Below are 24,972 nucleotides of genomic sequence, written 5' to 3' on the forward strand. Positions count from 1 at the left end.
GCGCATACCTTCTTCTCAGCCATCTGCATCGCAGCAGCCGTCATCTTCTGGATCTAATCAATGAGTCCTGAGCCTAGCCGCCCGCGCCGCAGACCAGGGCACAAATCGACAAAAACCCGGCAAGTCCTTCACTTGCCGGAACGTCCTCCGCGCCAAGATGCAGGACATCGCACCCTTTACGGGGTGCCGCGTCGCGCACCCGGAGAGACCCCCATGAACCTGACCATCAACGGCGAGACCCACGCGGTCGACGTCCCCGATGACATGCCGCTGCTCTGGGTGCTGCGCGACGTGCTGGGAATGACCGGCACGAAGTTCGGCTGCGGCATCGCGCAATGCGGCGCCTGCACCGTGCACATGGCGGGCGAGGCCGTCCGCTCCTGCCTGCTCCCCGTCGGCCTGATCGGCGACCAGCCGATCTCGACCATCGAGAAGGTCGGCGAGACGCCGAACGGCCGGAAGATCCAGCAGGCCTGGCTCGACAAGGAGGTGGTCCAGTGCGGCTACTGCCAGTCCGGCCAGATCATGTCCGCGACGGCGCTGCTCAACCAGACGCCCCGCCCCACGGACGCGGATATCGACGCCGCGATGTCGGGCAACATCTGCCGCTGCGGCACCTATGTGCGCATCCGCGAGGCCATCCACGCCGCGGCGGAGGCCTCGGCATGAGCGCCGTGCTGGAGCGCGCCGCCACAGGGCGCCGCACGCTCCTCAAGGTCGCGATGCTGGGCGGCGGGCTCGCGCTCGGCTTCCGGCTGTCCAGCCGAAGCCAGGCGGCCGATCCGTCGGCCGACCCCCACGCCTTCGTGCGGATCGACCCCCAGGGCGGCATCGCCCTGGTCGCCCCGAATGCCGAGGTGGGGCAGGGCATCTACACCAGCTCGGCCATGCTGATGGCGGAGGAGCTGGAGGTCGGGCTCGACCAGGTGCGGGTCGAGGCAGCCCCGCCGGACCTGCGCCGCTACATGAACCCGCTGCTCGGCGACCAGGCGACCGGCGGTTCCACCTCGACGCGCGCGGACTGGATGCGCCTGCGCCAGGCCGCAGCCGCGATGCGGATGATGCTGGTCGCCGCCGCCGCGGAGCAATGGGGCGTCGAGCCCGCGAGCTGCCGCGTCGAGAAGGGCGTCGTGCACCACGAGGCGAGCGGCCGTTCCGCGGGCTATGGCGAGCTGGCCGAGGCCGCCGCGCGGCAGCCGGTGCCGAGGGAGATTCCGCTCAAGCCCGCCAGCGCGTTCCGGCTGATCGGCACGCCGGCGAAGCGCATCGACACGCCCGCCAAGGTCAACGGCACCGCCGTCTTCGGCCTCGACGTGAAGGTGCCGGGCATGGGCATCGGCACGCTCGCGATCGCGCCGGCCAAGGGGGCGAAGCTCCTGCGCATGGACGAGGCCGCCGCGCGCCGCGTGCCCGGGGTCCGCGACGTGGTCCGCGCGGGCGACGAGGCCGTGGCCGTCATCGGCGACCACATGTGGGCGGCGAAGATGGGGCTCGAGGCGCTGCGGCCCGTCTGGGATTCCGGGACGCTCGGCGCCGTCACCACCGCCGCGATCGTGGCCTCGATGGAGCAGGCCTCCCGAAATCCCGGCGTGGTCGCGAAGCGCGAGGGCGATGCGGCGGCCGCCATCGCCGGCGCCGCGACGAAGGTCTCCGCCGTCTACGAGCTGCCCTTCCTGTCGCATGCCGCCCTGGAGCCGCTGAACTGCACCCTCCACATCCGCCCCGACGGCGCCGAGGTCTGGGTGGGCACGCAGGTGCCGGTCCGCGCGCAGAAGGCGGTCGCCGAGGCGACGGGCCTGCCGCAGGACAAGGTGGTCGTGCACAACCAGTACATGGGCGGCGCCTTCGGCCGGCGGCTCGACATCGACAGCGTGGGGCTTGCAGCGGCGCTGGTGAAGCAGATCGCCTATCCCGTGAAGCTAGTCTGGACGCGGGAGGAGGACCTCCAGCACGACTACTACCGGCCCTACTACTACGACCGCGTCTCCGCCGGCCTCGACGCCTCGGGCCGGCTGGTGGGCCGCACGCATCGCGTCACGGGCTCCTCCATCATGGCGCGCTGGGCACCGGCTTTCTTCGTCAACGGGATCGACAGCGACGCGGTCGAGAGCACGGCCGAGACGCCCTATGACGAGAAGGCCCTCCTGGTGGACTTCGTGCGGCACGAGCCGGAGGGCGTGAACACCAGCTGGTGGCGCGGCGTGGGCGCGACCCACAACCTCTTCGTCGTGGAGAGCTTCGTGGACGAGCTCGCCCTGGCGGCGCGGCAGGATCCCGTGCAGTTCCGCCGGGCGATGCTGCAGGACCCGCGGGCGCTGGCCGTGCTGAACCTGGCGGCGGAGAAGTCGGGCTGGGGCACGCCATTGCCGGCCGGGCGGGGGCGCGGCATCGAGCTGCAGCTGGCCTTCGGCACCTACCTCTCCTGCGTCGTGGAGGCGGAGGTGAAGGAGGGTGAGATCCTCCTGCACCGCGTCGTCGTGGCGCTGGATTGCGGCATGGTCGTCAACCCCGACACGGTGCGCGCCCAGATCGAGGGCGGGCTGATCTTCGGCCTCGGCGCCGCGATGTACAACCGGATCGACTTCAAGGCCGGCGCGGTGGAACAGAGCAACTTCCACGACTACCGCGCGATGCGTATCAACGAAGCACCACGGATCGAGATCCATATCGTCGCGAGCACGGAGGCGCCCGGCGGCATGGGCGAGTCCGGCACGGCCGCGGCCGCGCCCGCGCTGGGCAATGCGATCTTCGCGGCGACGGGGCGGCGCATCAGACGGCTGCCCTTTGCCGACGCGCTGGGAGGGAGCTGACCATGCGCCGCTGGCTCAAGTTCACCCTCGGAATCCTGGTCGTGCTCGGCCTGGGCGCAGGGGCTTTCTTCTTCTGGCCGGCCTCGCTGCCGCAGGTTGCGGCCAGCCCCGCTCAGGTGACGGGCGAGGCCCTGGTCGCCCGTGGCGCCTACCTCGCGCGCGCCGGCGACTGCGTGGCCTGCCACACCGTGCCGGGCGGGCAGGAATTCGCGGGCGGGCGGCCCTTCGAGCTGCCCTTCGGCACCATCTACGCGCCCAACATCACGCCCGATCGCGAGACCGGCATCGGCGCCTGGAGCGACGCGGAGTTCGTGCGTGCCCTGCGCCGGGGCGTGGGCCGGCACGGCGAGGACCTCTATCCCGTCTTCCCCTACACGGCCTATGCGCTGCTATCGACGGACGACGCGCTGGCCATCCGCGCCTTCCTCGCGACGCTGACGCCGGTGCGCGAGCCCAACCGCCCCAACGAGCTCGGCTTTCCCTTCAACCAGCGCTACGCCGTCCGGGCCTGGAAGGCGCTGTTCCTGCCCTCCGAGTCCTTCCGACCCGATCCCGGCCGTGATGCCGCCTGGAATCGCGGCGCCTATCTGGTGGAGGCGCTGGCCCATTGCGCCGAGTGCCACACGCCGCGCAATGCCATGTTCGCGCTGGATCGCAGCCGCGCCTATGCGGGCGAGGTGCAGGACGGCTGGCTCGCCTACAACATCAGCAGCGACCGCGAGACGGGCATCGGCGCCTGGACGGACGACCAGCTCGCGCAATACCTTTCGACCGGCCACGCCCAGGGGCGCGGGCCAGCCTCGGGCCCGATGGCGGAGGCGGTCTCGCACAGCCTGCGCTTCCTGGAGCCGGACGATATCCGCGCGATGGTAGCCTATCTGCGCAGCATCCCCCCGCAGTCGAGCGGCCCGCCGGTCGTGCAGGCCGGCGTGACGCCGGTCGAGCCGGACCCGTTGGGCGCGCGGCTCTTCGCGCAGGCCTGCGCCGGGTGCCATCTGCCGAACGGGCAGGGCCGACAATCGCCCTGGGCAGGCCTGGCGGGCTCGCGCACGACGGGCGACCCGGCGGGCACCAACCTCGTTCAGGTGCTGACGCGCGGGACGGAGCTGCAGACCAGCCAGGGGCTGATGTTCATGCACGCCTTCGCGGGTGGCTACACGGATGCGGAGCTGGCCGCGCTGGCGAACTTCACCATCGCGCGCTTCGGCGGGCGGCAGGGGCAGGTGACGGCGGCGCAGATCGCGCGGAACCGGGGGCCGGCGCAGCCGATCGCGTCGCGCTGACTTGAGGAGGGCTCTGCCCTCCTCGTTGTCTCCGCTTCGCGGCCAACCCACCCGCCATGGCTTTTGGCCTTGGACCCTAAACTATTGGTTTCCAAAGGCCTCTCGGCCTTTGGCGGGGTGGGTCTGGGAGGGGCAAAACCCCTCCCAGAGAGCTCCGGGCAGTTCATCCATGGTGTCGACCAGCAGGTCCGGCCCGCCGCTCGCCAGCAGGTCGCGGGCGGCGTAGCCCCAGCTGACCGCGACGGCTCGCGCCCCGGACGCGCGGGCGGCCTCGATGTCGCGCAGCTCGTCGCCGATGCAGAGCACGGCGTGCGGATCGGCGCCGGTCCGGCGGATCAGGAGGCGGAAGCGTCGCGCCTTGCCGAAGAGCGAGGCGCCGCATTCGTAATGCGCGATGTGGTCCGCGCTGCCGGCCAGGATGCGGCGGATGTTGGCTTCCGAATTGGAGCTGACGACGGCCAGGGGAATCCGGCTTTCCGACAGCCGGCGCAGCAATTCCGGCGTGCCGGGGAAGAGCGGGATCGACGCCGCGTCCTCCGCCACGCGGCGCCGAATGTGCCGGGCGATGAAGGGGATCTTCCAGGCCGGGATGCGCAGGGACCGGAGAATGGACCGCGTGTCCATCCGGCGCAGTGCCTCCCTCTCCTGATCATCGGTCTCGCGGAACCGGAAGCGCCGGGCCACGCGGTTGAGCTCGCCCGCGAACCAGGGCGCGCTGTCCGCGAGGGTCCCGTCGAAGTCGAAGATGATCAGCTGTGGACACATCGCGCCTCAGCCCATGGCCGCGCCCACTATGTCCCGCTCGTCGGGGGTCATGTGCAGGCCGAGCTTGGTGCGGCGCCAGAGCACGTCGTCGGCCGTGCGGGCCCATTCCTCGCGCTTCATCCAGTCCAGCTCCGCCATGGTGAGGCCGGCCGGAAGGGAGGTGCCCGGGCCGTTGGCGAAGACCTTCACGAGGTCGCTGCCATGGGTGCGCACCAGCCTCGGCAGCGTCGCGGGATCGAGGAAGGGCAGGGCGCGCGCCATCTCGGCGGCGAACTCCGTCCGCGTCTTCCCGCCGAGCTCGCCGCCCGGCAGCACGGCACCGGCGGTCCAGGCCGTGCCTTCCTTCCCGAGCGCATGGCCGATCTTCCCAGCCGCCTCCTCGGCCAGCCGCCGGAAGGTGGTGATCTTGCCGCCATAGACGCTCAGCACGGGCGCCGCCGATGTGTCGAGCTTCAGAACGTAGTCGCGCGTCACCGAGGAGGGGTCGGCCGCGCCGTCGTCAAAGAGCGGCCGCACGCCGGAATAGGTCCACACGATCTCCGCCGGCGTGATGGCGCGGCGGAACTGGCGCGAGACGGCGGCGCAGAGATACTCGGCCTCCTCGGGCGTGCAGACGGGGTGGGACGGATCGCCCTCATGCGGCACGTCCGTCGTGCCGACGAGGCTGAACTGGTCCTCGTAGGGGATGACGAAGACCACGCGGCGATCGTCGTTCTGCAGGATGAAGGCGTGCTCGCCCTGGTAGAGCCGCGGCAGGACGATGTGGCTGCCGCGGATCAGCCGCACCGCGCCCGGCTTCTGCGCATGGGCCAGGTCCAGCGCCCGCTGCACCCAGGGGCCGGCCGCGTTCACGATGCCGCGTACGCGGAGATGCTGAGCCTGCTCGTCCAGGCCGCGCAGCGTGACCTCCCAATGGCCGGCATGGCGGACCGCCCCCTCGAAGAGCGTGCGCGTCCGGATATCGGCGCCGCGCGCCGCCGCGTCACGCGCGTTGAGCAGGACGAGTCGGCTGTCTTCCACCCAGCCATCCGAATAGGCGAAGGCGTGGGTGATCTCCGGCTTCAGCGCCGCGCCCATCGGGTTCTCCGCCGTTCGGAAGGTTTCGGCACCGGGCAGCGAGACGCGCTTGGCCAGGTGGTCGTACAGGAAGAGCCCGGCCCGGATCATCCAGCGCGGCCGCATCTCGGGCCGGTGCGGCAGGACGAAGCGCATGGGCCACATGATGTGCGGCGCCAGCCGCAGCAGGATCTCGCGTTCGCCCAGCGCCTCGCGCACCAGGCGGAACTCGTAATGCTCGAGGTAGCGGAGCCCGCCATGGATGAGCTTGGAGGAGGCGGAGGAGGTGGCCTGGGCGAGGTCGCCCTGCTCGGCCAGGATCACGGAATGGCCGCGCCCCGTGAGGTCGCGCGCGATCCCCGCGCCGTTCACCCCACCGCCGATCACCAGGATATCGAAAGACTGCATCGCCGGAAAATGCCGGTCCGGCGCCGGAATGGAAAGTCATGCGGTAGAAGGAGGGACGAACCATGCCCGGCCCCGCCCGGCCGGACCGCTGCCTCGAGGGGGCCGGTGCCGCCCAATCCACCCCCCCCCCCGGCCCGGTGTTGCCTCAGCGGCGCGGCTGCGCCTGAGGGCGGCAATCAGGCATGCCCGACCGGGCCCAGCCCCTCCAGGCTGGTCGCACGGACGACCGAGGCGAAGAGCCGCAGCGCATCCGGCCCGCCGCGGTCACGCAGCGCGCCGCCCTCCATTTCCAGCGCCAGCAGCTCGGCATGCTCGGCCAGCGTCTCGGCGGCGCGGCGCAGGGCCTCGCGGGCGAGGACGAGCTGCAGCTCGTCCGGCATCTCCTTCCAGTCGGGAGGCATGGGATGGTTCATCCTGCTGCCCGCCCTTCTGGCGGTGGTGTCGAAGCCCGGCAGATCGCCAGGCAGGATTCTCTAGATGGAGTCGCCTTAACAAACTCTTTCACGAGAAGCGGAGGGAGGCCTTTCCAAGCCCCTCGAAGGCGACGACCACGGAGCAGGGTCCTTCCAGCCAGATCGGCGGCGTCACCGAGCCGAGCCAGACCACCTGTCCCTTCTTCAGCCCTCCGAACACCTCGGCCGCGCCGGAGCCGGCCAGCCAGGCCAGCGCCTCCATCGGGTGGCCCAGCAGATCGCGCCCGTGGCCGGAGCCCTTGGAGACCCCGTCCACCGTCATCTCGCCTCTGATGGCGCCGAGGTCGAGGTCTTTCCAGGCGGCATGGGGCGCGCCCAGCACGCCGGCCGCATGAAACACCTGGTCGGCGATGAGGGTGGGCGTGCCGAGCTCGGCGAGGTCGCCATAGCGCTTCTCGACGATCTCGATGGCCGGGAAGACGTCGGCCACGGCGGCCTCGGCCTGGGCGCGGGCGGTCGGGCCGAAGGGCAGGTCGGCGCCGAGCCGCACGCCCACCTCGCACTCCACGCCGACGTTCAGAAAGTCCTGGAAGGGCAGGGTGACGCCGTCGGCGTTCAGGCTGCTGGCGGGCACGAAGCCCGCGGCCGGGTGCGTCAGGCCGAGATAGTCCTGCATCTGCTTCGTGGTCGCGCCGATCTTGAAGCCGGCGGGCGGCACGGCGCCCAGGCTCTTCGCGACCTCGAACTGGACGGCATAGCCCTCGGCGGGCGTCTTCGGGGCGTCGGCGCCGAGCGGCGCCAGGATCCGCTTCGCCTTCCAGGCCTCCAGGATGAGCTTCGCCGCTGGACTCATTGCTTTCACTCCCTTGCCAGTTCGTAGAGGGCGACCGCCGCGGCGGCCGAGACGTTCAGGCTCTCCATGGCGGGACGGATGGGCAGCCGCACCAGCTCGTCGCAGCTTTCCCGGGTGAGGCGGCGCATGCCCTCGCCCTCGGCGCCCAGCACCAGGGCCACGCGGCGGCCGGTCAGGCCGGATTGCGCGAGGGTAACAGGGCCGGAGGCCTCCAGCCCGACCACCCAGAGGCCGGACTTCTTCAGCACCTCCAGCGCGCGGGCGAGGTTCACCTCGCGCAGGATCGGCACCGCCTCCAGCGCGCCCGAGGCGGCGCGGGCCAGCAGGCCCGTCTCCTGCGGCGCGTGGCGGTCCTGCACGACGATCGCCGCCGCGCCGAAGGCCGCGGCCGATCGCAGGATCGCGCCGACGTTGCGCGGATCGGTCACCTGGTCGAGCACCAGGACCGGGCCGGTCGTGTGCTCCAGCAGCTTCTCCATGGGCGGCGGGTCCAGCGGCTCGGCGAGGAGGGCCGCGCCCTGGTGGATGGCGTCGGGCGGGAGCAGGGAATCGAGGCGCGGCCGCTCCACCAGCTCGGGGACGACGCGCCAGGGGGGCGAGAAGCGCTCGGCCAGCTCCTGCTCGGCCGTGCGGGTGACCAGCAGGCGCCGCAGCCGCCGTTCGGGATTGGCGAGGGCGGCCGAGACGGCATGCAGGCCGTAGAGCCAGGCGCCGGCCTCGCCGACGGAGGCGGCGTCCGGGGTGGGGCGGGGCCGGTGGCGGTGATGGCGCATGCCGTCATGAAGCGCGGGCGCGTCGCCCTGACAAGGGCGCGGGAATGGCTCGCTGACAAGGGCGCGGAAATGGCTCGCCGACAAGGGTGCGGGAAATGGCCCGCTGACAAGGGTGCGGGAAACAGCTCGCTGGCAAGCGGTGGCGCGCTGCTCTAGAAAGCCGCGCGGCGCGCCGGGTTAGCTCAGCGGTAGAGCAACCGCCTTGTAAGCGGTAGGTCGTCGGTTCAATCCCGACACCCGGCAGGCGACCGATCAGGCCTGCATGTCCAGCAACTGCCCCTCCGCCTTGCCGCTGACCGCTGTGCTGGCCTGGGCCGGAAGGATCGTGACCGTCATCCACGGATCGCCCTTCTGCGCGGCCGTGATCCTGATCTGGGTGACCGGGGCGCCGCCGTCCTCGCCGCCGCCCGCGGAGGGAGGGGAAGCCCCGGTGCCGTCCTCCGCCGCCTTTTCGATCATCCTGGAAACGGCCGCGGCGATCCTGTCCTTCGCCGAGGGCCCGAGGCCCGCGGCCGCCTGTTCGGGATCGATTCTCGGAACGAGCGCCTCGCGCAGGAGGTCGCGCCCGAAGACGACCTTCCCGTCGCTCGTGGTGATGGTGCCCAGTGAGTTCGGGTCGTCGGACATGAGCGCTGCGGCCAGTTCCCGCCCGCTCAGGGCGAAGCCCATGCCTCCATGGCCCGCCACGTCCCAGGTGATCAGCGCGACGTCCTCCCCGGTCGCTCGCACGGCCGCGATGTCGCCCGCCAGGTTGCCGACGCCGGCCATGGCCTCGTCCGCGGGGCGATTCCCGATGAGCGGGGCCATGGCCTGCAGGACCGCATCCAGCTCGTCCGCGGGCAGGCCGCCGCGCTTTCGCTCCGGAGCCTCGCCGGGAACGAGCGGGGCCGCTGCCTGGCTGCCCCGCCGCCCGCCCGCCTCCGGGCCGTGCGCAAGAAGCTGGAGCGCGCCGGAGACGAAGGAAGGGCCGGACGAGATGCTCATGCGACATCATCGCCGCGGGCCGTTAAGCTGGGGTGAACACGGGCCGATCCTGGTCTCCCGCACCGGATCGGCTTCGTCACATTTCCTCACGGGAATCGCGCCGCCCGGCATGCCCGCGTTACACGCATCCCCCATCTTCCACATCAACGGGGACGCATCCCGCGATGCCCCGCCGACGGAGAAAACGATGAAACTGGCCCAGACCCTGGCTTTCGGCGTGGTGCTGCTTGGCAGCGGCGCGGCCCTGGCCCAACCCGCGGGACCCGGCCCCTCGCCGGGCGCGCGCATGTTCGAACTGATGGACGCAAACCGTGATGGCCGCATCTCCTGGGACGAGTCCTGGGCCTTCGCGACCTCGCGCTTCAACGCGGCCGACGCCGACCGCAGCGGCGGGGTGACGATCCAGGAATTCGGCACGATGCGCTTCATGGGCGGTGGGCCCGACGTCGCGACGCCGCCCGGGCCCCGGCCTGGCCAGGCCGAGCGGACGGAGCGCATGCGCGGCGCCATGTTCCGCGGCTTCGACGCCAATAGCGACGGCATCGTCACGCTGACGGAGATCCAGCCCTTCGCCCAGGCGCGCTTCCGCGCCATGGACGCGAATTCCGACGGCGCGATCACCCGCGACGAGCTGCCGCAGCGCGGCCCGCGCGGCGGCCACCACCGCGGTCATCGTGGCGAGCGCGGCGCGCCGGCGGCTCCCGCCGCTCCGGCCGCGCCCGCGCAGTAGCGCCTAGCCGCCCAGCCTGATCCTCTCCCCGATCAGGAAGGGCGCCCCCGGGGCGGCCTGCGTGAAGACGCAGACCGCCCCGACCTTTCTCGAAACCCCGGCGATGCCGGCGAAATGCGCCTCGGCGGCGGGGCGGCAGATGTCGCGCTCCTCCGGCGTGAGGCGGCGCGTCAGCGTCATGTGGAACTGCCACTCGCCCATGACGTAGGGATAGCCCCAGCGGGCTAGCATCGCTTCGTGCGCTTCGCTGAGCTTCGCCTTGCGGCGGCGTGCCAGCTCGGCTTCCGTGGGCGGAGCGCGATGGGCATCGAGCGCTTCGACGGCGCTGTCGGCCAGTGCGTGCAGGGGCGGACAGGGCTCCGTCTCACGCAGCGCCAGAAATCCCTTGAGATCCTGCACCGAGAGCGGCGGCAGCTCGAAGGGCGCGGCGGCGGCGGCCCAGCGCGCCACCTCGGCCAGGAAATCCGGGTAGCCCATCGCCAGCCGGAAGGGCGGCTTCAGCGTCGCGTGGAAGCCGTAGTTGCGCGGATCGGCGGTGATGCCGGCGATGTCCGGAAGCTCCGGCTGCGCGAGCGTGGCGCCCGTCTCGGCATCACGGCCGAGCCAGGCGCTGGCGGCCGGATGCAGCGGATCGTCGAGCTCCGGCGCGTAATAGACGGCGACCCGTGCCACCATCGTCAGGCAACCCGCTCCCCGCCGCGCCACACCTGTCGCACCACCGGCATCGCATCGTGCTGCGTGATCCGCACGAGGTCGGCGCGCAGCCCCGGCACCAGCGTGCCGCGATCGGCCAGCCGGCACATGGCGGCCGGCGCGGAGGTGATCATGGCGATCGCGCGCGGCAGCCCGACCTCCTTCGCGACGATGAAGGCCGCCTCGATCATCGCCGGCGGCACGTAGTCGCTGGCCAGCACGTCCATCGCGCCCGCCCGGACCAGATCCATCATGGCCACATTGCCCGAATGGCTGCCGCCGCGGACGATGTTGGGCGCCCCGCCGACCACGCCGACGCCGATGCGCGCGGCCTCCTCGGCCGCCTCCATGGTCACCGGGAATTCCGCCACCCGGATGCCGTCCTCGGCGTTGCGGCGGACCTGCTCGGCCTCCTCGTCGTCATGGCTGGCGAGCGGGATGTCGCGGCCGGCGAAGAGCGAGAGCACCCAGGACCGCTGCTTCTCGCGCAGCTCCGCGCGCTGCTCACGGAGCTGCGCGATGCGGCGCTCCACCTCGTCGTCGGTCATCCGAGTTTGGCGGATGCGCATGGCGCGGTAGCGGGGGATGTCGCGGTACTGGCCGACGCCGGGGGAGTGGTCCATCAGGCTGACCATGGCGATGAGCGGATGGTTCGCCACCGGCTCCAGGGCCCCCGGCATGTCGCGGGCCGGCAGCTCGCAGCGCAGGTGCAGCAGGTGCTCGGACTTCATGAGGCCCGAGGTCGACATGGCGGTCAGATCCTCGACGCCGTCGCGAAAGGTCTGGTCGCGGCCCTGGTCGAAGCCGAGGTCGCCGAGGCAGAGCGCGTCCAGCACCGTGGTCACGCCGGCGGCGGCGCATTGCGCGTCGTGCGAGACGAAGGCGGAGCGCGAGGGCCAGCGGGCATTGGCGCGCGGCAGGACCTGGCGCTCGAGGTTGTCGGTGTGCACGTCCACCACGCCGGGGATGAGGATGTCGCCCTGGCAGTCGATGGCGGAGGCGCAGTGCGAGGGGCCCGGCTGGATGTCGGCGATGAGCCCGTCGCGGATCGTGATGGTGCCGTCGAGGACCGCCTCGGGCAGGACGAGGCGGGCGTTGGTCAGAATTGTTTCACTCATGCCGCGTCTTCTAGGGGGAGAATCTCGTGGAATCGATCCGCCACCCGGTCGCGCACTTCGATGTCATGGAAGATTCCCACAAGCGCGGCGCCCCGCGCCTTGGCCTCGCCGATCAGGTCGATCACCACCTCGCGGTTGGCGGCGTCGAGGCTGGCGGTGGGCTCGTCCAGGAGCAAGATCGGGTAGTCGGGCGCGAAGCCGCGGGCGAGGTTCACCCGCTGCTGCTCGCCGCCCGAGAAGGTGGCCGGCGGCAGGCCGTGCAGGCGCGGCGGAAGGTTGAGGCGGGTGAGCAGGGCGGTGGCGCGCTCGCGGGCCTCGTCGGGCGCCATGCCGCGGTCGATCAGCGGCTCGGCCACCACGTCGCGGGCGGAGACGCGGGGGATGACGCGCAGGAACTGCGAGACATAGCCCAGCGTCTCGCGCCGGATTTCCCGCACCAGCCGCGCATCGGCGGCGGCGAGGTCGGCGAGGCCGCCGCGATGGGCGAGCATGATCCGCCCGGAGTCGGCCCCGTAGTTGCCCTGGAGGCACCGCATCAGCGTCGACTTTCCTGCGCCCGAGGGGCCGGTCAGCGCCACGCACTCGCCGGGCATCACGACCAGCGCCTCGGATTTCAGCACCTGGAAGCCGATGCCGCCCTGGAGGTGCAGGGTGAAGCCCTTCGCCAGGGCTTCCACTTGGAGGGCCGCGCTCATGCCGCGAGCACCGAGGAGACGAGGAGCTGGGTGTAGGCGTGGCGCGGGTCGTCCAGCACCCGGTCGGCCAGCCCCTCCTCGACGATGCGGCCGTGGCGCATCACCACGATGCGGTGCGCCAGCAGCCGCGCCGCCGCGATGTCGTGGGTCACGAAGAAGACGGCAAGCCCGAGCTGCGAGACCAGCCCGCGGATCAGGTCCAGCAGGCGGGCCTGCACGCTGACGTCGAGGCCGCCGGTCGGCTCGTCCATGAAGACCAGCCGCGGATTGGTCACGAGGCAGCGCGCGATCTGCAGGCGCTGCTGCATGCCGCCCGAGAAATTCTTCGGCGGCTCGTCGATGCGGGCGGGGTCCATCTCGACGCGCGCCATCCAGTCGGCAGCCTCGGCGCGGATATGGGCGTAGTTGCGGTCGCCCGCGGCCATCAGCCGCTCGCCGACATTGCCGCCGGCCGAGATGCCCATGCGCAGCCCGTCGCGCGCGTTCTGGTGCACGAAGCCCCAGTCGCTGCGCATGAGCTTTCTGCGCCCAGCTTCGCTCAGCGCGTGGATGTCGTGCGCCTCGCCGTCGGCGTCGCGGTACAGGACGGTGCCGGCATCGGCGTTCATGTTGCCGGCCAGCACGCGCAGCAGCGTGGATTTTCCCGAGCCGCTCTCGCCGACGATGGCGACCACCTCGCCCGGGAAGATCTCGATGTCCACGCCATCCAGCGCGCGCACGGCGCCGAAGCGCAGATGCAGGTTGGCGGCTTCCAGCAACGGCGCGCTCATATCCCTTGGGTCTCCGCGCAATGGTCGGTGTCGGAGCAGACGAAGATGCGCCCGCCCTGGTCGTCGGCGATGATCTCGTCGAGGTAGCTGGTCGCGCTCCCGCAGGCCGAGCAGCGCTGCGGCGCGCGCATCGGCTTGAAGGGATGGTCCTCGAAATCGAGGCTGTGCACCGTCGTGTAGGGCGGCACGGCGTAGATTTTCTTCTCGCGTCCCGCGCCGAAGAGCATCAGCGCGGGCGAGTTGTGCAGCTTCGGATTGTCGAAGCCCGGGATGGGCGAGGGCGACATGAGGTAGCGCCCGCCCACCATCACCGGGTGGTTGTAGCTGCTGCCGCTCTCGCCCTGCTTGGCGATGTCCTCGTAGAGCTTCACCTGGGCCAGCGAGTAGTCGCCCAGCGCATGCAGCCGGCGCGTCTCCGCGAGCCGCGGCTCCAGCTTGAAGAGCGGCTCGGGCATCGGCACCTGGAAGACCATCACCTGGCCCTCGGTCAGCGGCCGCTCGGGGATGCGGTGGCGCGTCTGGATGATGGTCGCCTCGGCCGTGCGCGTGGTCGTCTCCACATTCGCAACTCGGGCGAAGAAGCGGCGGATGGAGACGGCGTTGGTCGTATCATCCGCGCCCTGGTCGATGACCTTGAGCACGTCGCGGGGGCCGAGGATCGCCGCCGTCACCTGGATGCCGCCGGTGCCCCAGCCATAGGGCAGCGGCATCTCGCGCGCGCCGAAGGGGATCTGGTGGCCCGGGATGGCGATGGCCTTGAGGATGGCGCGGCGGATCATCCGCTTCGTCGCCTCGTCCAGATAGGCGAAGTTGTAGGCGTTCTCCGGCGCGTTGCGGGGCGTGATGGCGTTCATTCGGCGGCTTCCTGGATGGGCGCGGCATCGCGGTCCGCCTGCCAGCGCGCGCGGATGCTGCGGAGCTTCTCCAGCTCGCTCTGGAAGTCGACGTGATGCGGCAGCTTGAGGTGCTCGACGAAGCCGGTGGCCTCGACATTGTCGGCATGAAGAAGGACGAACTCGGCGTCCTGGGCAGGGGCGGTGGCCTCCTCGCCCATTTCCTGGGCCATGAGGGCGCGGTCCACCAGCGCCATCGCCATGGCACGGCGCTCGCCATGGCCCATCGCGAGGCCGTAGCCGCGTGTGAACTGCGGTGGGTTGGCCGCGCTGCCGGCGAACTGGTTCACCATCTGGCACTCGGTGACCGTGATGTCGCCGATCGAGACCGCAAAGCCGAGCTCGGAGGGGGCCATGAACACCTCGACCTCGCCCATGCGCAGCTCGGCCACGAAGGGATGCGCGTTGCCGTAGCCGCGCTGGGTGGAATAGCCGAGGCCCAGCAGAAAGCCCTCGTCGCCGCGGGCCAGCGACTGCAGCCGCAGCGGGCGCGGCGTGGGGAAGGGCAGGGGCTCGCGGGTGAGGTCGGGCGGCGCCTCGTCGCCACCCGCGATGTCGCGCGACATCAGCCCCTCGCGCGCCAGCAGCTCGGTGACGCGGGGCATCGTGGCGGAAGCGGCCTCGGCCTCCTCCGGCTCGGCGGGCGGCAGGCCTTCCGCGGCCAGCGCGAAGTCGAGCAGCCGGTGCGTGTAGTCGAAGGTCGGGCCCAGCACCTGGCCGCCCGGCAGGTCCTTGTAGGTGGCGCTGATGCGGCGCTGGACGCGCATGGCGCCGGTGTCGATGGGCTCGCAGGCGGCGAAGCGCGAGAGCGTGTTGCGGTAGGCCCGCAGCAGGAAGGCGGCCTCGATGAGGTCGCCGCGCGCCTGCTTGATGGCCAGCGCGGCGAGGCCGCGGTCGTGGCAGGAGCCCTCGGCCATCACGCGATCCACGGCGAGGCCGAGCTGCTGCTCGATCTGCTCGGCGGAGAGCTCGGCCAGGGATTCGTCGCCGCGGCGGCGCTGGGCGAGCCAGGCGTGGGCAGCGGAGATAGCGGCGTCGCCGCCCTTCACGGCCACATACATCAGCCAGCCTCCTCGATGCGGGTGGAGCGCGGCAGGGCGGCAATTCGCGCCCCCGTGCAGAGGATCAGGTCCACGCCGCAGGGAAAGCCCTTGCGGTTGGCGGCCCATTGCGCGGCGAAGTCGGCGGGCAGGCCGGCGGCGGCGAGCCGATGCTCGTGCTCGATACCGGGGCCGGTCAGGCGCCAGCCCGCGCCTTCCGTGAGCGCATCGAGCTGAAGAATCAGCGTTGCGCTGTCCTGCGGCACCTCGTCCGTGCCCGCGTCGAGCGCCGACAGCTTCGGCATGGCGCCGGTGGCCAGCAGGAACTGCGCCTTCGCGGCGTCGGCCACGAGCGGCGCGCCGGTGTGGAAGGCGATCCACTCGCGCGCCTCGCCGGTGGCGTCGGTCCAGACCGGCGTCTCGGCATCGGCCAGCGCCAGCAGCGCGGCGGCGGCGGAAGGGGCCAGCGCCTCTGGCAGGTCGGGCAGCACGTCGCAGCGCTGGATGCGCCCGGGGCGGGCCATGGCGTCCATGAGCGACCGGAAGGCTTCCTGGGCGCCGAAGACCGAGTCTGTGAAGGCGGGCTTCATCGCATGGCCGCCAGTGTCGCGAAGCGGACTTCCGTGGCCGCGGCGCGGCGGGCGGTCAGCGCCGCCGCCTCGGCCTGCGTCGCGCGCAACGGTTCCACCACCGCGTCGAGCAGCACGGACCGCAGGGCGTCCTGCTGGAGCGCCGCGTCCAGCGCCGCCGCCAGCTCCGCCGCGCGCCGGTCGCGCCCGAGCCGCCAGCAATGGCCCAGCGTGCCATCTGCCAGGCTCACCGAGCAGCGCGTCACCGTCGCCTCGCCGAGGTTGAAGGCCGCGCCATCCCCGCCGGCGCGGCCGCGCAGCATCGTCAACCCGATTTCGGGCCCACGGATCACGCGATGCGGGGGCAGGGCAGGTGCATCTGCCAGCCGGGCTTCCATATCCTCGACCGAGGCTCGGGCGAGGATAGACATCCATGCGGAACGGTCTATCATTTGTATAGACGACTAAACGTCTGACCCTGTATGGTCAAGCCGAAACTGCCACCCCGGAGTTGCGAGTTGGTTGAAACTTCCATGACGCGCGACACGACACCGCTGGACCGCGGGGCCGGCGTCGCGCTCTGGCGCCAGATCGGCGCCGCCATCGAGGCCGCGATCAAGGCCGGCCAGCACGCGCCCGGCGAGCGGCTGCCCACCGAGGCCGAGCTCTCGGCCCGCTTCCGCGTGAACCGCCACACCATCCGCCGCGCCATGGAGGAGCTGGAGGGGCGCGGCATGGTCCGCGTGGAGCAGGGCCGCGGCAGCTTCGTCGCCGAGGACGTGCTGGACTATCCGCTGGGCCCGCGCACGCGCTTCAGCGAGATCATCCGCTCCCAGAACCGCGAGCCGGCCGGGCGCCTGCTGCGACTCGCGGAGATCCCGGCCGATGCCCGAATCGCCGAGCTGCTGGAGATCCGCCCCGGCCGCCTCGTGGTCCTCGCCGAGCGCATCGCCATGGCCGACGGAAGGCCCGTCGCCCTCGGCGCGCACCATTTCCCGGCGCAGCGCTTCCCCCGGATCATGGCGCTGCTCCGGGAAGACCCGTCCATCACCCGCGCGCTGGCGGAGTCCGGCGTGCCGGACTACCGCCGCCGCATCACCCGAATCACCGCCCGCATGCCGACGGCGGAGGAGGCCGAAGCCTTGCAGCAGTCCCGTTCCCGACCCGTCCTGATCAACGAGGCGGTCAATGTCGATGCCGAAGGGAGGCCCGTGGACGCGACGCTGACGCGCTACGCCGCCGGACGCGCGCAGCTGGTGGTGGAGTCCTGAGCATGTCGTGGAGCATTGCGGGCGGGAACGTCCTGCGCGAGGGCGCGCTGGCGGCCGGAGAGATCTCGCTGGCCGAGGGTAGGATCGCCGAGGGCAACGGCGCTGATCGGAGGTTCGACGCGACGGGCCTGATGGTCATGCCCGGCCTCATCGACATCCACGGCGACGCGCATGAGCGTGCGATGCAGCCGCGCCCCAACGTGGACTTCGCCGCCGACTTCGCCATGCGCGACGCGGCGTCGCAGCTGCTCGCGAACGGCATCACCACGGCCTATCTCGGCGTGACGCTCTCCTGGGAGCCGGGGCTTCGCTCGCTGAAGGCCTTCGAGGCGACGCTCGGCGCGCTGCGCAGCCCGCCGCCGGGGCCGGAGATGCGCGTGCACCTGCGCTTCGAGGCCGACAACTTCGAAGCCGAGCCCGCCGCACTCGCCGCCATCGAGGCGGGCGAGGTCCATCTCCTCGGCTTCAACGACCACACGCCGAGCATCCGCAAGAAGCTGGGCAACCCCAAGGAGCTCGGGAAATACGCGGGACGCGCGGGCGTGGGCGAGGAGGAGTTCAAGGCCCTCGCCGAGGCCGCCTATGCGCGCCGCGGCGAGATTCCGGAATCCCGCGCCCGCATGTCGGCCGCGGCGAAATCCGCCGATATCCCCATGCTCAGCCATGACGACGCGAAGCTCGAGGACCGCGCGCTGTTCCGCGCGCTCGGCGCCGGCATCTGCGAGTTCCCCGTCACCGAGCCCGTCGCGGAGAATGCGCGCGAGGCCGGCGAGGCCGTGGTCATGGGCTCGCCCAACGTGGTGCGCGGCGGCAGCCACCTCGGCTGGGCCAGCGCGGCCCCGCTCGCCGAGCGCGGCCTCGTGACCGTGCTCGCCAGCGACTACCACTGGCCCGCCTTGCTGGCGGCGCCCTTCCGCATGGCCGCGCGCGGCGCGATGAACCTGGCCCAGGCCTGGGCGCTGGTCTCGACCAACCCGGCCGACGCGCTGGGGCTGAAGGACCGCGGCCGCATCGCGCCGGGCCTGCGCGGCGACGTCACGCTCGTCACGCCTGGGGGCGCGCTCGCCGCGGTCTTCGCGAAGGGCGAGCTCGCCTGGCTGGCGCCGGCGGCGGCCGGCCGGATCGGCTAACTACCCCGCCCGCTCCACCTCGCAGAAGTCATGCCCGCCCGGCTCCAGGTTGCTCCGGAGCCGGGTGCAGGCCCCCAGCCGCAGCCCGTAGGATGCGAGCACCGGCGCGGCCCGCTCCGGCGTCAGGTCGCTGCCGAGCAGGACCCGGAAGGGGCCCTGGTGGCCCGCGATGGCCTCGCGGATGCGGCGCGCCAGCCCCGTCCCCTGCTCGGGTCGGACCAGGTTGTTGTAGATGCCTACGGCGCGGATGCCCGGCGGCAGGAAGGGCACCACGTAGCCCAGCCCGTCATCGCCCGCGATCAGCAGCATGCCGTCCGCCGGCATGGGCGGCGGATCGAGCCGGATCACCTGCGCGCCGTGGCGGACATGGCCCCAGTTGGGCAGCTTCGTCGTGAGCATGACGGCCAGCGCCGCCAGCCCCGTCAGGCCGGCGGCGCGCCAGGGCGCCCGCGGCATCAGCCGCGCGAGCGCCAGCAGAAGCAGCACGCCGGACAGGCTCTCCACGACCAGCAGGTAGCGGTAGATCCCGAAGACCTTCGCCCAGAGCGCATAGGCGCCGAGGCAGAGCAGCAGCAACAGGATCACCGGCCGCTCCGCGCGCAGTGTCTCGCGCCACGGCCCGCGCATCGCGAGCCCCGCGCCGACCACGAGGGCGGAGAGATAGCCGGCCGCGATGCGCGCGTCGCGCATGGTCAGCTCCGTCACCAGCCCGGCATTCGGCCGCAGCCAGTAGAAGGGGTAGAACAGCGCCTGCGCCCAGTCGCGCGGCAGGAAGCGGTCGTCCGACAGGCGGACCGGCGCGAAGTCCGGCGCCCGGAAGATGTCGTTGTACATGGGGAAGACGGGGCTGCCGTATTCCCGCCAGAGCTGCAGCGCGAAGGGCCCCCAGAAGAGCAGGAAGCCCAGCGCCATCGCGAGGCCCGCGACAACGGCGGCGCGCAGCCCGAGCAGCGTCAGGATCAGCAGCCCGAGCGGCGCGGCGTAGAGGATGTTGGTCAGCTTCAGGCCGAGCGCGGCGCCGCAGATCAGCCCGGCCAGCAGCATCTGAACCCTCAGCCGCCGCCGCTCCGGCTCCGGCGGGTCGGCCGCGCGGAGGGTGAGCCAGAGCGACACCATCACGAGGGCGCCGATCGCGACGTCGTTCATGGTGCTGCCGACGGATGGCGCCACGGCCACGCCCGTCATGCCCATGAGCGTCACGACCGCCGTGGCGAGCGCCGCGGGCCAGCCGGGCCCGAGGGCCCGCCGCGCCATGATCCAGGCGATCTGGCCGAGGGCGAAGGCGTAGATTCCGGCCGGCAGGCCCATCAGGAAGGCGACGCGCCGGGGATGGTCGTTGAAGGCCTGGACCAGCGCGTAATAGGGCAGGTTCGGCAGCGGGTTGAAGAAGGTCTGGAACTGCGCCGGCACCAGGTCGAAGCCCAGCCGCCCGTGCAGGAAGGCGAAGGCCGTGTAGAGGTGGTAGTTCCGCAGGTCCCAGTTGGAATCCGTGCCGAGGCGGACGGACTGGAAGCCGGCCAGCCCGCAGAGGAGGGCGAGCAGCAGGGCCTGCGGCCCGATCCCGCCGCGTTCCACCCAGGCGCGCAGGCCGCGCCACGACATGTCCATGCCTCGACTCCCCGGTGCCACGGCCAGCCGGAGCCCTAGCAGGCTCATGAAGAACCCCAAAGGGGACGGAGAGGGCCCATCGGAGGAAGGTCCAGGAAACCGTGAACATGCATGTTCACTCCGGCGGGCGAGCGCGGGAGTGTGGAGCCCGTTCGCCGGCCCCTTGCGGCTTGCGCGGCCGCCGGCCGTCCAGTAGTGCCAGCGCCGGCATGATCCCGAACCCGCCCGACGCAGGCCGAATCGCCGTCCTGGTGCCCTGCTACAACGAGGCCGCGACCGTCGCGCAGGTGGTGCAGGACTTCCGCGCCGCCCTGCCGGGGGCCGAGATCTACGTCTTCGACAACAACTCGACGGACGGCACGTCGGAGATCGCCCGCACCGCCGGCGCCACCGTCCGCCGCGAGGAGCGCAAGGGGAAGGGCAACGTCGTCCGCCGCATGTTCGCCGACGTGGAGGCGGACCTCTACATCATGGTGGACGGCGACGCGACCTACGACGCCTCGGCCGCGCCGCGCCTCGTCCGGGCGGCGCTGGAGGGCGGCTACGACATGGTCAACGTCGCCCGGGTCGAGACGGCGCAGAAGGCCTATCGGCCGGGCCACCGCTTCGGCAACCGGCTGCTGACCGGGCTGGTGGCCCGCGTCTTCGGCACGGGGACGGCCGACATGCTCTCCGGCTACAAGCTTTTCTCCCGGCGCTTCGTGAAGAGCTTCCCGGCGATGAGCGGCGGCTTCGAGATCGAGACCGAGATCATGATCCATGCGCTGGAGCTCGGCATTCCCGTCGGCGAGATCTCGGCGCCCTATGGCGAGCGGCCCGAGGATTCGGCGAGCAAGCTGCAGACCTGGCGCGACGGCTTCCTCATCCTGCGGATGATCGGCCATCTCGTCCGGCGCGAGCGGCCGCTGGAGTTCTTCGGCCTCGCCGCGCTGGCGATGGTGCTGTTCTCGCTGCTGCTGGGCCTGCCGCTCGTCTTCGAGTTCTGGGAGACGGGGCTGGTGCCGCGGCTGCCGACGGCGGTGCTGTCAGCGGCGATCATGCTCGCAGCGCTGCTGTCCTTCGCGATCGGGCTGGTGCTCGAGGCCGTGACGCAGGGCCGGCGGGAGATGAAGCGGCTGGCCTACCTGGCGCTTCCCCCGCCGCGCTGAAGCCGCACGGTCGCACCGCTTCTCAGATCGGTGCGCCGCCTCAGATTCCGGCCGCAAGGCGGCCGGCGCCGCCCAACCGACTTGGGTGCCTGGCACTCCAATGGCGCGGCGAAGCCAAGCGCGCGGCGCGCGCGCCCGGCGTCTGAGGGAGCAGAAAAATCAAGCCGCCTTCTTGCGTTCCAGGATCTCGATCGAGACGTCCTCCGGACCGCGGATGAAGCTGATGCGGATTTCCGGGCGGAGCTGCGTGGGCTCCATGGTGAAGGTCACGCCCTTGGCCTTCAGATCGGCATAGGCCGCGTCGAGGTCCTCCACGATGAAGCCGAAATGGTCGATGCCCGCATAGGGCGCCACCGGCGCCGGCGCGGACTTCGCGTCGGTTGCGATGAGGAAGATGTCGGTGCCGCCGACCTTCATGTCGACGCGCGGCTTGCCGTTCTGCATCGAGCGGATGATTTGCGCGCCGAGCACGCGCTCGTACCAGGCGGCGGTCGCCTCGACGTCGGGCGTGCGCAGGTGAATGTGATCGAAGCCGTATTTGACCATGGACAAGTCCTCCTCTGTCGCCGGGGAGCATGCGGCAGGGCCGGCGGTCCCGCTAGGGGCGGTCAGCAATCTCCCTCCACGAAGCGGCGCAGCCGGCCGAGGGCGGCGTCCCATTGCGCGGAGACCGCGTCGAGACAGGAGCGCGCCTCCGCCACGGGGCCGGGCCGATAGGTGAAGCGCCTCTCGCGTCCGACGCGCAGGTGGCCGACGAGGCCGGCCTCCTCCAGCACGCGCAGATGCTTCGTCACGGCCTGGCGCGTGAGCTCCGTGTCCGCCGCGAGGGTCGCAATGGAGCGCGGCTCTCCGTCGGCCAGCCGCGCGATCAGCGCGAGCCGCGTGCGGTCGCCCAGGGCCGCGAAGATGGCGGCCGCGAAGATGGGGGCCGCGGAGACCGGCGCCGGGTCAGCCGGCGACATGGGCCTCGATGTTCCGCAGCTGCGTGGCCCAGCCGCCGTCGTTCATGCGCCACGCCTCGTCGCGGCGATGCGCCGGGATGCGGTCGAAGCCGGATTCCACCACGGTGAGCCGCGTGCCGGTGTCGATGGCCTGCAGGGTGAACTCCACCAGCGTGGGCGGCTCCTGCGCGTAGTCCACGCCGGGCTCCACGGCATAGGGATGCCACGTGTAGGCGAAGTAGCGCTGCGGCTCGATGGCGACGACCCTGGCCTCCATCACGAGGTGCTCGTAGCCGGGATAGGTGACCTGGCCGCGCACGGTCCCGCCGACGGTGAAGGGGGATTCCAGCGCAACGCGGAACCAGGCGCCGAACTCGCGGTGGTCCGTGAGCGCGCGCCAGACGCGGGCGAGGGGCGCCTTCAGATCGATGGTCTTCTCGATGCGGTCGGACATGGGCAACCTCCTGGTTGCCTGTTCGATGCCATGGCGGTCGAGAATATGCAACTTATTAGTTGCATATCGGGAAATGCAGGTCCCGTGGATTTCCCGAATTGAGCCGCGCCCGCGGCTCGGCCATGAAGGGAGCGAACAGCCGCGGGAATTCCGGATGCCGAGCCAGAGGAAGGTCATCGCCGCGGGGGCTGTCGGCAACCTGCTCGAATGGTACGACTTCGCCGTCTACGGCTATTTCGCCGCCGAGATCGGACGCGCCTTCTTTCCCCATGAGGAGCCGGTGGCGCAGCTTCTCGCGGCCTTCGGCATCTTCGCCGTGGGCTTTCTCATGCGCCCATTGGGCGGCGTCGTGGTGGGCTATGTGGGCGACCGGCTCGGCCGCCGGGCCGCGCTCAACCTCTCGATCCTGGCGATGGCGGTGCCGACCTTCCTAGTCGGGCTGCTGCCCGGCTACGCCACGCTGGGCCTCGCGGCACCCATCCTGCTGGTCGCGCTGCGCATGATCCAGGGCCTCTCCGTGGGCGGCGAGTACACGACCTCCATCGTCTTCGTGGTGGAGCACGCCTCGCCGGGGCGCCGCGGCCTGAGCGGCGCGGTGGTCGCGGCCGGGGCGGTCGCGGGCATCCTGCTGGGGTCGGCGACCGGCGCGGCGCTGACCGCGCTCCTGCCGGCGGATGCCCTCGCCGTCTGGGGCTGGCGCATTCCCTTCCTGGCCGGGCTCGCGGTCGGACTGCTGGGCTTCCTGCTGCGGCGGGAGGTCGGGGAGGTCGCGGTCCCGGCCACGGCGCAGCGCCTGTCCCTGCTGGAGCGCCTGCGGCGCAACCGCGTGCTGGTGCTGCGCCTCGCCGCCGTGTCGATCTTCAACGGCACGGCCTTCTACCTGCCCTTCGTCTATGTCGTGAGCTGGCTGCAGACGGCGGACGGGCTGGCGCCGGAGCAGGCTCTCGGCATCAACACGATCAGCATGACGGCGCTGGTGGCGGTCATCTTCGTCGGCGGATGGCTGTCAGACCGGATCGGGCGCCGGCCCGTGCTGCTGGCCGCCTCGGGCCTCGCCTGCCTGGGCGCCGTGCCCTTCTTCTGGCTGATGCACCATCCGGAGCCCGGCCTCGTGCTGCTGGGGCAGCTCGGCTTCGTCCTGGCCACCGGCCTGTACCTGGGCGCCCAGCCCGCCTTCCTGGTCGAGGCGGTGCCGGCCGAGGTCCGCTGCACGGCGATCGGGCTCGGCTACAACGTCATGCTCGCTTTGGTCGGCGGGACCTCGCCGATGGCGGCGACCTGGCTCGTCTACCGCACGGGCTATGAGAACAGCCCGGGCCTCCTCATCGCCGTCGGCACCGGGCTGTCGTTCCTCGCCGTCCTGGGCCTGTCCGGGCCGGCGAGGCAGGGCGCCGGGATGGCGGAGCCCCGAAGGTCGCCCGCGGCGCCCTGAGCCGGCGTCAGTTCCAGCGCCGCGTCTCCTCGATGCGACGGCGGTCCGCCTCGACGCGGCCGCGCTCCTGTTCCGCCGCCAGGCGCTGACGGTCGGCGTCGCGCCGGTTGTGGTCCTGCTCGGCATGGCGGTGGCGCATCTCCTCGCGGCGGCGCCGGGCCTCCTCCTGGCGGCGATGCGCCTCCTGGGAACGTCGGCGGCGCTCCTCCTGCTGCCGGCGCGCGGCGTCCTGCTGCTGCCGCCGGCGCCCATCCTCCTCGCGCCCGTGATGTTCCACCTGCCAGCCCTGCGCGAGGGCGGCCGGGGCCGCAGCGATGGCGACGCCTCCGGCCAGAAGGGCGAGCAGGGCGCGGCGGTTCGAAAGGCGTTCCATGGACGTGACCTCGTGTGATGGCTGGAAGGGTAACGCCAGCCCTGCGACGAGGTCGCGGCCCTGCCGGGGCGAATTCAGGGCAGCTTCTACCGGATCGCGCCCGTCTGCCGGATGTAGGGGGCGATATCCTCGCTGACGGCCAGCGCGTCGATCGTGTCCGCGCGGTAGCGGAGCACCCAGTCGCGGCTCCGGAAGACCTCGTTGGGGACGGTCACCGTCACCTCCCAGCGCCCGTTCACCACGGGCTGCCGGTTCTCGTCGTGGAGGGTGAGGACCGCCGGCGCGCCCTGCGGCGCGCGCTCCCGCGTCGCGAGGACCTGGATCAGCGAGTAGCGCGGGGCGCCGGGCAGGGCGTCGATGCGCAGCGTCAGGATCCAGCTGTCGCCCCGGCGCTCGGCCACCACCAGGGCCCGTGTCGCCTGCCGGGCCTCGGGGCTGGCGGCGACGGGGAATTCCAGCCGCGTGGCGCGCGGGGCCCCAGGAAGGATGTCGTGGCCGCAGAGCCCGGCCTCCTCGCAGCTCCGCTTGAGCTCCGGCGGCAGGCGGTCGGTGGCGTCGAGGACGAGCACCGCGCCCAGGGCCAGCAGCAGCAGGACCAGCAGCCGGACGAGCCACCGCCCGCGGCGGCGGCGCGGCGGGCTTTCGGTGGTCTCCGACATGCGCGTGTCCTCCGCTTCCCTGGACCGGCATGCCAGGGGTTCGGCTCCGCTTCAACCCATGGTTGCCCTCCGCTCCGCGCCGGACCGCCATCGAGGAAGGCCG

The 24,972-nt window shown here is 71.7% G+C and carries 28 protein-coding genes and 1 tRNA gene; 9 read left to right on the forward strand and 20 right to left on the reverse strand.

Annotated features, from left to right (window positions below):
• Positions 1-213: 213 nt before the first annotated feature.
• The 3 genes from AC1ROY_RS16290 to AC1ROY_RS16300 are packed head-to-tail and all read left to right on the forward strand — an operon-like array spanning position 214 to position 4,093.
• Positions 214-669 (forward strand): (2Fe-2S)-binding protein, encoded by a 456-nt coding sequence (locus tag AC1ROY_RS16290; protein WP_493149906.1) that lies wholly within the window; start codon positions 214-216, stop codon positions 667-669.
• Positions 666-2,810, forward strand: a complete 2,145-nt coding sequence (locus AC1ROY_RS16295; RefSeq protein ID WP_493149907.1) for a xanthine dehydrogenase family protein molybdopterin-binding subunit — start codon at positions 666-668, stop codon at positions 2,808-2,810. Before AC1ROY_RS16290 ends, AC1ROY_RS16295 begins: the two co-directional genes overlap by 4 nt.
• Before the next feature lie 2 nt (positions 2,811-2,812).
• Positions 2,813-4,093 (forward strand): c-type cytochrome, encoded by a 1,281-nt coding sequence (locus tag AC1ROY_RS16300; RefSeq protein ID WP_493149908.1) that lies wholly within the window; start codon positions 2,813-2,815, stop codon positions 4,091-4,093.
• An 81-nt stretch (positions 4,094-4,174) separates the two neighbouring features.
• Here the strand turns inward: AC1ROY_RS16300 and AC1ROY_RS16305 are convergent, their stop codons facing one another.
• The 5 genes from AC1ROY_RS16305 to rlmB all read right to left on the reverse strand — a co-directional run bounded on the left by AC1ROY_RS16305 (position 4,175) and on the right by rlmB (position 8,361).
• A complete protein-coding gene (locus AC1ROY_RS16305) occupies positions 4,175-4,858 on the reverse strand; it encodes an HAD-IA family hydrolase (protein ID WP_493149909.1) in 684 nt (227 codons plus the stop codon).
• A gap of 6 nt (positions 4,859-4,864) precedes the next feature.
• Positions 4,865-6,322 (reverse strand): glycerol-3-phosphate dehydrogenase, encoded by a 1,458-nt coding sequence (glpD, locus tag AC1ROY_RS16310; protein ID WP_493149910.1) that lies wholly within the window; start codon positions 6,320-6,322, stop codon positions 4,865-4,867.
• A gap of 176 nt (positions 6,323-6,498) precedes the next feature.
• On the reverse strand, positions 6,499-6,723 hold the full coding sequence (locus AC1ROY_RS16315) for a hypothetical protein (RefSeq protein ID WP_493149911.1): 225 nt from the start codon (positions 6,721-6,723) through the stop codon (positions 6,499-6,501).
• Positions 6,724-6,823: 100 nt separating this feature from the next.
• On the reverse strand, positions 6,824-7,588 hold the full coding sequence (locus AC1ROY_RS16320) for a 2-keto-4-pentenoate hydratase (RefSeq protein ID WP_493149912.1): 765 nt from the start codon (positions 7,586-7,588) through the stop codon (positions 6,824-6,826).
• 5 nt (positions 7,589-7,593) lie between these two features.
• Positions 7,594-8,361 (reverse strand): 23S rRNA (guanosine(2251)-2'-O)-methyltransferase RlmB, encoded by a 768-nt coding sequence (rlmB, locus tag AC1ROY_RS16325; protein WP_493149913.1) that lies wholly within the window; start codon positions 8,359-8,361, stop codon positions 7,594-7,596.
• Positions 8,362-8,532: 171 nt separating this feature from the next.
• On the opposite strand from rlmB, the gene AC1ROY_RS16330 reads away from it, so the two are divergent.
• Positions 8,533-8,604, forward strand: a tRNA-Thr gene (locus AC1ROY_RS16330).
• A gap of 9 nt (positions 8,605-8,613) precedes the next feature.
• On the opposite strand, the gene AC1ROY_RS16335 is transcribed toward AC1ROY_RS16330, so the two are convergent.
• Positions 8,614-9,345 carry a hypothetical protein gene (locus AC1ROY_RS16335; RefSeq protein ID WP_493149914.1) on the reverse strand — a complete coding sequence of 244 codons (732 nt, stop codon included), beginning with the start codon at positions 9,343-9,345 and terminating at the stop codon, positions 8,614-8,616.
• A gap of 187 nt (positions 9,346-9,532) precedes the next feature.
• Between AC1ROY_RS16335 and AC1ROY_RS16340 the strand changes: the two genes are divergently transcribed.
• Positions 9,533-10,075 carry an EF-hand domain-containing protein gene (locus AC1ROY_RS16340; protein WP_493149915.1) on the forward strand — a complete coding sequence of 181 codons (543 nt, stop codon included), beginning with the start codon at positions 9,533-9,535 and terminating at the stop codon, positions 10,073-10,075.
• A gap of 3 nt (positions 10,076-10,078) precedes the next feature.
• Here AC1ROY_RS16340 and AC1ROY_RS16345 read toward each other — a convergent pair whose 3' ends face one another.
• From AC1ROY_RS16345 to phnG, 8 genes are read right to left on the reverse strand one after another with little or no spacing between them, the layout of a single operon-like run.
• Positions 10,079-10,750 (reverse strand): DUF1045 domain-containing protein, encoded by a 672-nt coding sequence (locus AC1ROY_RS16345; protein WP_493149916.1) that lies wholly within the window; start codon positions 10,748-10,750, stop codon positions 10,079-10,081.
• A gap of 2 nt (positions 10,751-10,752) precedes the next feature.
• Complete coding sequence (locus tag AC1ROY_RS16350) at positions 10,753-11,886, reverse strand: alpha-D-ribose 1-methylphosphonate 5-triphosphate diphosphatase (RefSeq protein WP_493149917.1); 1,134 nt, start codon at positions 11,884-11,886, stop codon at positions 10,753-10,755.
• Complete coding sequence (gene phnL, locus AC1ROY_RS16355; protein ID WP_493149918.1) at positions 11,883-12,581, reverse strand: phosphonate C-P lyase system protein PhnL; 699 nt, start codon at positions 12,579-12,581, stop codon at positions 11,883-11,885. The genes AC1ROY_RS16350 and phnL overlap by 4 nt, the downstream gene beginning before the upstream one ends.
• Entirely contained in the window at positions 12,578-13,351 is a 774-nt protein-coding gene (gene phnK / locus AC1ROY_RS16360) for a phosphonate C-P lyase system protein PhnK (protein WP_493149919.1), read from the reverse strand. The genes phnL and phnK overlap by 4 nt, the downstream gene beginning before the upstream one ends.
• Positions 13,348-14,205: an alpha-D-ribose 1-methylphosphonate 5-phosphate C-P-lyase PhnJ gene (locus tag AC1ROY_RS16365; RefSeq protein WP_493149920.1), complete on the reverse strand. Its 858-nt coding sequence runs from the start codon at positions 14,203-14,205 to the stop codon at positions 13,348-13,350. The genes phnK and AC1ROY_RS16365 overlap by 4 nt, the downstream gene beginning before the upstream one ends.
• Positions 14,202-15,305, reverse strand: coding sequence for a carbon-phosphorus lyase complex subunit (locus AC1ROY_RS16370; RefSeq protein ID WP_493149921.1), 1,104 nt, complete (start codon positions 15,303-15,305; stop codon positions 14,202-14,204). Before AC1ROY_RS16370 ends, AC1ROY_RS16365 begins: the two co-directional genes overlap by 4 nt.
• Positions 15,305-15,874 (reverse strand): phosphonate C-P lyase system protein PhnH, encoded by a 570-nt coding sequence (gene phnH, locus AC1ROY_RS16375; protein ID WP_493149922.1) that lies wholly within the window; start codon positions 15,872-15,874, stop codon positions 15,305-15,307. The genes AC1ROY_RS16370 and phnH overlap by 1 nt, the downstream gene beginning before the upstream one ends.
• On the reverse strand, positions 15,871-16,305 hold the full coding sequence (gene phnG, locus AC1ROY_RS16380) for a phosphonate C-P lyase system protein PhnG (RefSeq protein WP_493149923.1): 435 nt from the start codon (positions 16,303-16,305) through the stop codon (positions 15,871-15,873). Before phnG ends, phnH begins: the two co-directional genes overlap by 4 nt.
• An 81-nt stretch (positions 16,306-16,386) precedes the next feature.
• Between phnG and phnF the strand changes: the two genes are divergently transcribed.
• Together phnF and AC1ROY_RS16390 are read left to right on the forward strand one after the other, a co-directional pair.
• Entirely contained in the window at positions 16,387-17,124 is a 738-nt protein-coding gene (phnF, locus tag AC1ROY_RS16385) for a phosphonate metabolism transcriptional regulator PhnF (RefSeq protein ID WP_493149924.1), read from the forward strand.
• Positions 17,125-17,126: 2 nt separating this feature from the next.
• Positions 17,127-18,254: an alpha-D-ribose 1-methylphosphonate 5-triphosphate diphosphatase gene (locus AC1ROY_RS16390; protein WP_493149925.1), complete on the forward strand. Its 1,128-nt coding sequence runs from the start codon at positions 17,127-17,129 to the stop codon at positions 18,252-18,254.
• Here AC1ROY_RS16390 and AC1ROY_RS16395 read toward each other — a convergent pair whose 3' ends face one another.
• On the reverse strand, positions 18,255-19,862 hold the full coding sequence (locus AC1ROY_RS16395; RefSeq protein WP_493149926.1) for a hypothetical protein: 1,608 nt from the start codon (positions 19,860-19,862) through the stop codon (positions 18,255-18,257).
• Positions 19,863-20,071: 209 nt separating this feature from the next.
• Here AC1ROY_RS16395 and AC1ROY_RS16400 point away from each other — a divergent pair, with 209 nt between their 5' ends.
• Positions 20,072-21,010 (forward strand): glycosyltransferase family 2 protein, encoded by a 939-nt coding sequence (locus AC1ROY_RS16400; protein WP_493149927.1) that lies wholly within the window; start codon positions 20,072-20,074, stop codon positions 21,008-21,010.
• A 159-nt stretch (positions 21,011-21,169) separates the two neighbouring features.
• Here AC1ROY_RS16400 and AC1ROY_RS16405 read toward each other — a convergent pair whose 3' ends face one another.
• From AC1ROY_RS16405 to AC1ROY_RS16415, 3 genes are all read right to left on the reverse strand, one after another.
• Positions 21,170-21,556 carry a VOC family protein gene (locus AC1ROY_RS16405; RefSeq protein ID WP_493150206.1) on the reverse strand — a complete coding sequence of 129 codons (387 nt, stop codon included), beginning with the start codon at positions 21,554-21,556 and terminating at the stop codon, positions 21,170-21,172.
• Between the two features lie 62 nt (positions 21,557-21,618).
• Positions 21,619-21,972, reverse strand: coding sequence for an ArsR/SmtB family transcription factor (locus AC1ROY_RS16410; protein WP_493149928.1), 354 nt, complete (start codon positions 21,970-21,972; stop codon positions 21,619-21,621).
• Entirely contained in the window at positions 21,959-22,405 is a 447-nt protein-coding gene (locus AC1ROY_RS16415; protein ID WP_493149929.1) for an SRPBCC family protein, read from the reverse strand. The genes AC1ROY_RS16410 and AC1ROY_RS16415 overlap by 14 nt, the downstream gene beginning before the upstream one ends.
• 154 nt (positions 22,406-22,559) lie before the next feature.
• Between AC1ROY_RS16415 and AC1ROY_RS16420 the strand changes: the two genes are divergently transcribed.
• Entirely contained in the window at positions 22,560-23,837 is a 1,278-nt protein-coding gene (locus AC1ROY_RS16420) for an MFS transporter (protein ID WP_493149930.1), read from the forward strand.
• A gap of 7 nt (positions 23,838-23,844) precedes the next feature.
• On the opposite strand, the gene AC1ROY_RS16425 is transcribed toward AC1ROY_RS16420, so the two are convergent.
• Both AC1ROY_RS16425 and AC1ROY_RS16430 read right to left on the reverse strand, forming a co-directional pair.
• Complete coding sequence (locus tag AC1ROY_RS16425) at positions 23,845-24,210, reverse strand: hypothetical protein (protein ID WP_493149931.1); 366 nt, start codon at positions 24,208-24,210, stop codon at positions 23,845-23,847.
• A gap of 86 nt (positions 24,211-24,296) precedes the next feature.
• Entirely contained in the window at positions 24,297-24,869 is a 573-nt protein-coding gene (locus AC1ROY_RS16430; protein WP_493149932.1) for a hypothetical protein, read from the reverse strand.
• Between the last annotated feature and the right edge of the window lie 103 nt (positions 24,870-24,972).

The sequence above is a fragment of the Roseococcus sp. GW821-FHT12F05 genome, assembly GCF_058806835.1.

Bases quoted from the DNA above. Each gene is read 5' to 3' on its own strand.
- AC1ROY_RS16290 (WP_493149906.1), top strand. From the start codon at position 214: ATGAACCTGACCATCAACGGCGAGACCCACGCGGTCGACGTCCCCGAT.
- AC1ROY_RS16295 (WP_493149907.1), top strand. From the start codon at position 666: ATGAGCGCCGTGCTGGAGCGCGCCGCCACAGGGCGCCGCACGCTCCTC.
- AC1ROY_RS16300 (WP_493149908.1), top strand. From the start codon at position 2,813: ATGCGCCGCTGGCTCAAGTTCACCCTCGGAATCCTGGTCGTGCTCGGC.
- AC1ROY_RS16305 (WP_493149909.1), bottom strand. From the start codon at position 4,858: ATGTGTCCACAGCTGATCATCTTCGACTTCGACGGGACCCTCGCGGAC.
- glpD (WP_493149910.1), bottom strand. From the start codon at position 6,322: ATGCAGTCTTTCGATATCCTGGTGATCGGCGGTGGGGTGAACGGCGCG.
- AC1ROY_RS16315 (WP_493149911.1), bottom strand. From the start codon at position 6,723: ATGCCTCCCGACTGGAAGGAGATGCCGGACGAGCTGCAGCTCGTCCTC.
- AC1ROY_RS16320 (WP_493149912.1), bottom strand. From the start codon at position 7,588: ATGAGTCCAGCGGCGAAGCTCATCCTGGAGGCCTGGAAGGCGAAGCGG.
- rlmB (WP_493149913.1), bottom strand. From the start codon at position 8,361: ATGCGCCATCACCGCCACCGGCCCCGCCCCACCCCGGACGCCGCCTCC.
- AC1ROY_RS16335 (WP_493149914.1), bottom strand. From the start codon at position 9,345: ATGAGCATCTCGTCCGGCCCTTCCTTCGTCTCCGGCGCGCTCCAGCTT.
- AC1ROY_RS16340 (WP_493149915.1), top strand. From the start codon at position 9,533: ATGAAACTGGCCCAGACCCTGGCTTTCGGCGTGGTGCTGCTTGGCAGC.
- AC1ROY_RS16345 (WP_493149916.1), bottom strand. From the start codon at position 10,750: ATGGTGGCACGGGTCGCCGTCTATTACGCGCCGGAGCTCGACGATCCG.
- AC1ROY_RS16350 (WP_493149917.1), bottom strand. From the start codon at position 11,886: ATGAGTGAAACAATTCTGACCAACGCCCGCCTCGTCCTGCCCGAGGCG.
- phnL (WP_493149918.1), bottom strand. From the start codon at position 12,581: ATGAGCGCGGCCCTCCAAGTGGAAGCCCTGGCGAAGGGCTTCACCCTG.
- phnK (WP_493149919.1), bottom strand. From the start codon at position 13,351: ATGAGCGCGCCGTTGCTGGAAGCCGCCAACCTGCATCTGCGCTTCGGC.
- AC1ROY_RS16365 (WP_493149920.1), bottom strand. From the start codon at position 14,205: ATGAACGCCATCACGCCCCGCAACGCGCCGGAGAACGCCTACAACTTC.
- AC1ROY_RS16370 (WP_493149921.1), bottom strand. From the start codon at position 15,305: ATGTATGTGGCCGTGAAGGGCGGCGACGCCGCTATCTCCGCTGCCCAC.
- phnH (WP_493149922.1), bottom strand. From the start codon at position 15,874: ATGAAGCCCGCCTTCACAGACTCGGTCTTCGGCGCCCAGGAAGCCTTC.
- phnG (WP_493149923.1), bottom strand. From the start codon at position 16,305: ATGATAGACCGTTCCGCATGGATGTCTATCCTCGCCCGAGCCTCGGTC.
- phnF (WP_493149924.1), top strand. From the start codon at position 16,387: ATGACGCGCGACACGACACCGCTGGACCGCGGGGCCGGCGTCGCGCTC.
- AC1ROY_RS16390 (WP_493149925.1), top strand. From the start codon at position 17,127: ATGTCGTGGAGCATTGCGGGCGGGAACGTCCTGCGCGAGGGCGCGCTG.
- AC1ROY_RS16395 (WP_493149926.1), bottom strand. From the start codon at position 19,862: ATGGACATGTCGTGGCGCGGCCTGCGCGCCTGGGTGGAACGCGGCGGG.
- AC1ROY_RS16400 (WP_493149927.1), top strand. From the start codon at position 20,072: ATGATCCCGAACCCGCCCGACGCAGGCCGAATCGCCGTCCTGGTGCCC.
- AC1ROY_RS16405 (WP_493150206.1), bottom strand. From the start codon at position 21,556: ATGGTCAAATACGGCTTCGATCACATTCACCTGCGCACGCCCGACGTC.
- AC1ROY_RS16410 (WP_493149928.1), bottom strand. From the start codon at position 21,972: ATGTCGCCGGCTGACCCGGCGCCGGTCTCCGCGGCCCCCATCTTCGCG.
- AC1ROY_RS16415 (WP_493149929.1), bottom strand. From the start codon at position 22,405: ATGTCCGACCGCATCGAGAAGACCATCGATCTGAAGGCGCCCCTCGCC.
- AC1ROY_RS16420 (WP_493149930.1), top strand. From the start codon at position 22,560: ATGCCGAGCCAGAGGAAGGTCATCGCCGCGGGGGCTGTCGGCAACCTG.
- AC1ROY_RS16425 (WP_493149931.1), bottom strand. From the start codon at position 24,210: ATGGAACGCCTTTCGAACCGCCGCGCCCTGCTCGCCCTTCTGGCCGGA.
- AC1ROY_RS16430 (WP_493149932.1), bottom strand. From the start codon at position 24,869: ATGTCGGAGACCACCGAAAGCCCGCCGCGCCGCCGCCGCGGGCGGTGG.